This is a genomic window from Micromonospora sp. D75, assembly GCF_018070405.1.
Classification (GTDB): Bacteria; Actinomycetota; Actinomycetes; order Mycobacteriales; family Micromonosporaceae; genus Micromonospora; species Micromonospora chalcea.
In genome coordinates this window covers 1-4,049 of record NZ_JAGPXV010000548.1, presented here as the reverse complement: position 1 = coordinate 4,049, position 4,049 = coordinate 1, and the positions used below count along the sequence as shown (strand labels likewise).

The following is a 4,049-nucleotide window of genomic DNA, read 5'->3' as shown; positions in this document are numbered from 1 at the left end:
GGCCCGGGCCGAGGACGTCCTGACCCCGGCTGTCGCCGGACCCGCCGGCGGTGGCTGGTTCAGCCGGCAGGGGCCGACGGCGTCGCCGCTGGGTGTGACGCCCGCCCCGGCGCCGACGCCGGTGACCCGAGCGACCAACGAGCGGGGACTTCCGGTACGGCTGCCGATGGCCCAGCTCGCCCCGGCCACCGTGGCCGACCGCCCGGTGCTGCGGCTCGGCGCGGTACGCGACGGCGCGTTGATCGGGGTGCTCGTCGGGTCGCTGTCGGCAGCCGATCCGCGGCTCGGCCACGTCGACCTGATCGCGGTCACCCCGCCGGAGCGCCGCCAGGGTGTGGGCGGGGCGCTGCTGGCCGAGGCGGAGAGCCGGCTCGGCGCGCTCGGCGCGGCCGAGGTGCTGCTCGCCGGCAACCCGCCGCACTACGCCTGGCCCGGGATCGACGTGCGCTACACCCCGGCGGTCTGCGCCGCGCAGCGGCTCGGCTACCGGCAGGACCGGACCGCCTGGAACATGACCGCCGACCTGTCCGAGGGGTCGGTGGCGCTGCGTCGCACCGAGGCCGCCGAGCGGCGGCTGGCCGGGCGGGGCGTGACGGTACGCCGGGCCACCCCGGACGACCTGCCGGCGCTCGCCGCGTTCGCCAGGTCCACGTTCGGCGGCACCTGGGACGGTGAGCTGGCCGGTTCGGTGGGGCGGCCGGACGCGGGCGTGCACCTGGCCGAGCGGGACGGTGAGATCCTCGGTTTCGCCGCCTACGGGTCGGCCCGGCCGAGCTGGTTCGGGCCGATGGGCACCGCACCGGCGGCGGAGGGCTCCGGGATCGGTGGTGTGCTGCTGCGCCGCTGCCTGCGTGACCAGGCGGCGGCCGGGATCGGCGCGGCGCAGATCGGCTGGGTGGGGCCGGTGCCGTTCTACTCGAACGCGGCGGGGGCCCGGATCGAACGGGTGTTCTTCCTCTACCGCAAAGCCATCAAAGGGGCATAGACGCTAATAGCGCCATTCGGCCTCCTTCGTCATCGACCGGGCTCTACGGTCGGGGCAGAGGAGGCGGTGCATGACCACGAATGACGAACGGGCCGAGGAACCGTCCGACGAGCTTCCCGGCCAGCTCCCGTTCGACCGGCTCGACATCGGTGACGCCGAGCAGCTCGCCGAGCTGACCGGCGCGGACCGGCCACCGGTGGAGGAGCAACGGCAGCCGGTGGACGAGCCGCGGCGGCTGCCGCCGTACGACCGGACGCACAAGCGACGCAACCAGCGCCCGCTGCCCACCTGACACGCACACGGAAAGGGGCGGACCGCTGACGCGGCCCGCCCCTTTCGGCGTACTGGGTGAAGCTGGACTCAGAAGTCCATCTCCCCGCCACCCGGGCCCGCCGGAGCGGCCGGGGTCTTCTCCGGCTTGTCCGCCACGACGGCCTCGGTGGTGAGGAACAGCGCGGCGATCGACGCGGCGTTCTGCAGCGCGGAACGGGTCACCTTGGCCGGGTCGATGATGCCCGCGGCCAGCAGGTCCACGTACTCGCCGGTCGCGGCGTTGAGGCCGTGACCCGGGTCGAGGTTGCGAACCCGCTCGACGACGACGCCACCCTCCATGCCGGCGTTGACGGCGATCTGCCGCAGCGGGGCGTCCAGCGCGATCTTGACGATCTGCGCGCCGGTCGCCTCGTCGCCGGCCAGGTCCAGCTTGTCGAAGGCGGTCTTGCCGGCCTGCACCAGCGCGACGCCACCACCCGGGACGATGCCCTCCTCGACGGCGGCCTTCGCGTTGCGGACGGCGTCCTCGATGCGGTGCTTGCGCTCCTTCAGCTCGACCTCGGTGGCCGCGCCGACCTTGATCACCGCAACACCGCCGGCCAGCTTGGCCAGACGCTCCTGCAGCTTCTCCCGGTCGTAGTCGGAGTCGCTCTTGTCGATCTCGGCCCGGATCTGGTTCACCCGGCCCTGGATCTGCTCGGCGTCGCCGGCGCCGTCGACGATGGTGGTCTCGTCCTTGGTCACCACGACCTTGCGGGCGCGGCCCAGCATCTCGAGGCCGGTCGCGTCCAGCTTGAGGCCGACCTCCTCGCTGATGACCTGGCCACCGGTGAGGATGGCGATGTCGGTCAGCATGGCCTTGCGGCGGTCACCGAAGCCCGGCGCCTTGACGGCGACCGACTTGAAGGTGCCACGGACCTTGTTGACCACCAGGGTGGCCAGGGCCTCGCCCTCCAGGTCCTCGGCGATGATCAGCAGCGGCTTGCCCGACTGCATGACCTTCTCCAGGATCGGGAGCAGGTCCTTCACCGACGAGATCTTGCTGTTGACGATCAGGATGTACGGGTCGTCGAAGACGGCCTCCATACGCTCCGGGTCGGTCATGAAGTAGGCGGAGATGTAGCCCTTGTCGAAGCGCATGCCCTCGGTGAGCTCGAGCTCCAGGCCGAAGGTGTTGCTCTCCTCGACGGTGATGACACCTTCCTTGCCCACCTTGTCCATCGCCTCGGCGATGATCTCGCCGACGCTGGGGTCGGCGGCGGAGATGGAGGCGGTGGAGGCGATCTGCTCCTTGGTCTCCACGTCCTTGGCGAGCTTGAGCAGCTCCTCCGAGACGTTGGCCACGGCGGCCTCGATGCCCCGCTTCAGGGCCATCGGGTTGGCGCCGGCGGCCACGTTGCGCAGACCCTCACGAACCAGAGCCTGGGCCAGGACGGTCGCCGTCGTCGTGCCGTCACCGGCGACGTCGTCGGTCTTCTTCGCGACCTCCTTGACCAGCTCGGCGCCGATCTTCTCGTACGGGTCCTCGAGCTCGATCTCCTTGGCGATGCTCACACCATCGTTGGTGATGGTGGGGGCACCCCACTTCTTCTCGAGCACGACGTTGCGGCCCTTGGGGCCGAGCGTCACCTTCACGGCGTCGGCGAGCTGGTTCATGCCCCGCTCGAGGCCGCGGCGCGCCTCTTCGTCGAACGCGATCATCTTGGCCATACGGCGTTGTCCTCCTGGACACTCACGGGCCACCCGGGATGCCCGGATGGGCCGTCTGGTGTACGCACCTTGGGGACGTCGCCACCTGGCGACGACGACGTCTCCTCGGTCGGGCCGGACAGCCCGCGACGACCGGCCCCGTACCGCTCCGGCGCCACCTGGGACACCGGTGCGGCCGTGGCCCTACCGCCCCGACCTTCTGGCACTCACCGTATGCGAGTGCCAATGACTTGTTTAGCACTCTCCCTAGCCGAGTGCAAGCACGACCGCCCCGCTCAGCCGAGTTCCGCCGCCAGCTGAGCCGCGGTCACCGGGCCCTCCTGGGCCCGCTGCTCGGCGTACGTGACCACCAGCCCCACCTGCTGCGCCAGGTAGGTCGGAGCCGCCACCACGGCGCTGAGAACGGTGAGCGTCACCGCGCCGATCGCGGTGCCCACGGCGCCCATCGGCTCGAGCCCGAAGAGCGCCCCGCTGATCCCGCTCAGCACGACGTCCAGCAGCGTCGCCACGACCAACGCCGCCACCACCAGCGCGACCCGGCCCAGCACCATGCCGAACCGGCTGTGGAACATCCGCCACGACCGCCCGACCGGATCCCGCCGCTCGAACAGGTAGACCGGACCGAACAGGGCGAGCGCGAGCGCGGCGTAGAGGCCGGGCAGCAGGCAGAAGCAGGCGCCGAGCGTGACCAGCAGCGACACCACGATGGTCCAGCCCCAGAGGCCGAGGGCACGGCTCAGCCCGTACCGGAAGGCGGCGCCGAGCCCGGCCGGCTGACCGGCCGCCTGCCGGGCGATCACCCAGGTGCCCGCCGCCCAGCCCATCGCCTGGAGCGCGCCGAAGATCAGCCCGGCGAACAGGATCGCGCCGTAGAAGCCGAGCGTCTGCGCCCAGAAGTCCTCCGGCAGCACCGGCGACCCGTCCGGCGCGGTCGCCATCTGCCCGTCGGGGCTGAGGACGAGCGTGAGGACGCCGATCACCATCGCCGGGGGGACCTGGGTGAGCAGCACGATCGGCAGGAGCTGCCGCCAACCGCGCCGCAGCGCCCCCCAGCAACGGGCGAACCATGGGCCGATGCCCG

General features: G+C 71.8%; 3 protein-coding genes and 1 pseudogene. 2 read left to right on the top strand and 2 right to left on the bottom strand.

The genetic code is table 11. The features are described from left to right. The first annotated feature begins 94 nt into the window (after positions 1–94). Together KBX39_RS25130 and KBX39_RS25125 are read left to right on the top strand one after the other, a co-directional pair. A complete protein-coding gene (locus tag KBX39_RS25130) occupies positions 95–985 on the top strand; it encodes a GNAT family N-acetyltransferase (protein ID WP_312247485.1) in 891 nt (296 codons plus the stop codon). A 70-nt stretch (positions 986–1,055) separates the two neighbouring features. Next, the gene (locus KBX39_RS25125) at positions 1,056–1,277 is read left to right on the top strand and encodes a hypothetical protein (RefSeq protein ID WP_030502772.1); all 222 of its coding nucleotides are present in this window, start codon (positions 1,056–1,058) and stop codon (positions 1,275–1,277) included. Between the two features lie 68 nt (positions 1,278–1,345). On the opposite strand, the gene groL is transcribed toward KBX39_RS25125, so the two are convergent. Both groL and KBX39_RS25115 read right to left on the bottom strand, forming a co-directional pair. Next, positions 1,346–2,968, bottom strand: a complete 1,623-nt coding sequence (gene groL, locus KBX39_RS25120) for a chaperonin GroEL (protein WP_018787968.1) — start codon at positions 2,966–2,968, stop codon at positions 1,346–1,348. Between the two features lie 275 nt (positions 2,969–3,243). Beyond that, positions 3,244–4,049, bottom strand: a pseudogene (locus KBX39_RS25115) (hypothetical protein); the annotation flags it as partial.

Bases quoted from the DNA above. Each gene is read 5' to 3' on its own strand.
- groL (WP_018787968.1), bottom strand. From the start codon at position 2,968: ATGGCCAAGATGATCGCGTTCGACGAAGAGGCGCGCCGCGGCCTCGAG.
- KBX39_RS25125 (WP_030502772.1), top strand. From the start codon at position 1,056: ATGACCACGAATGACGAACGGGCCGAGGAACCGTCCGACGAGCTTCCC.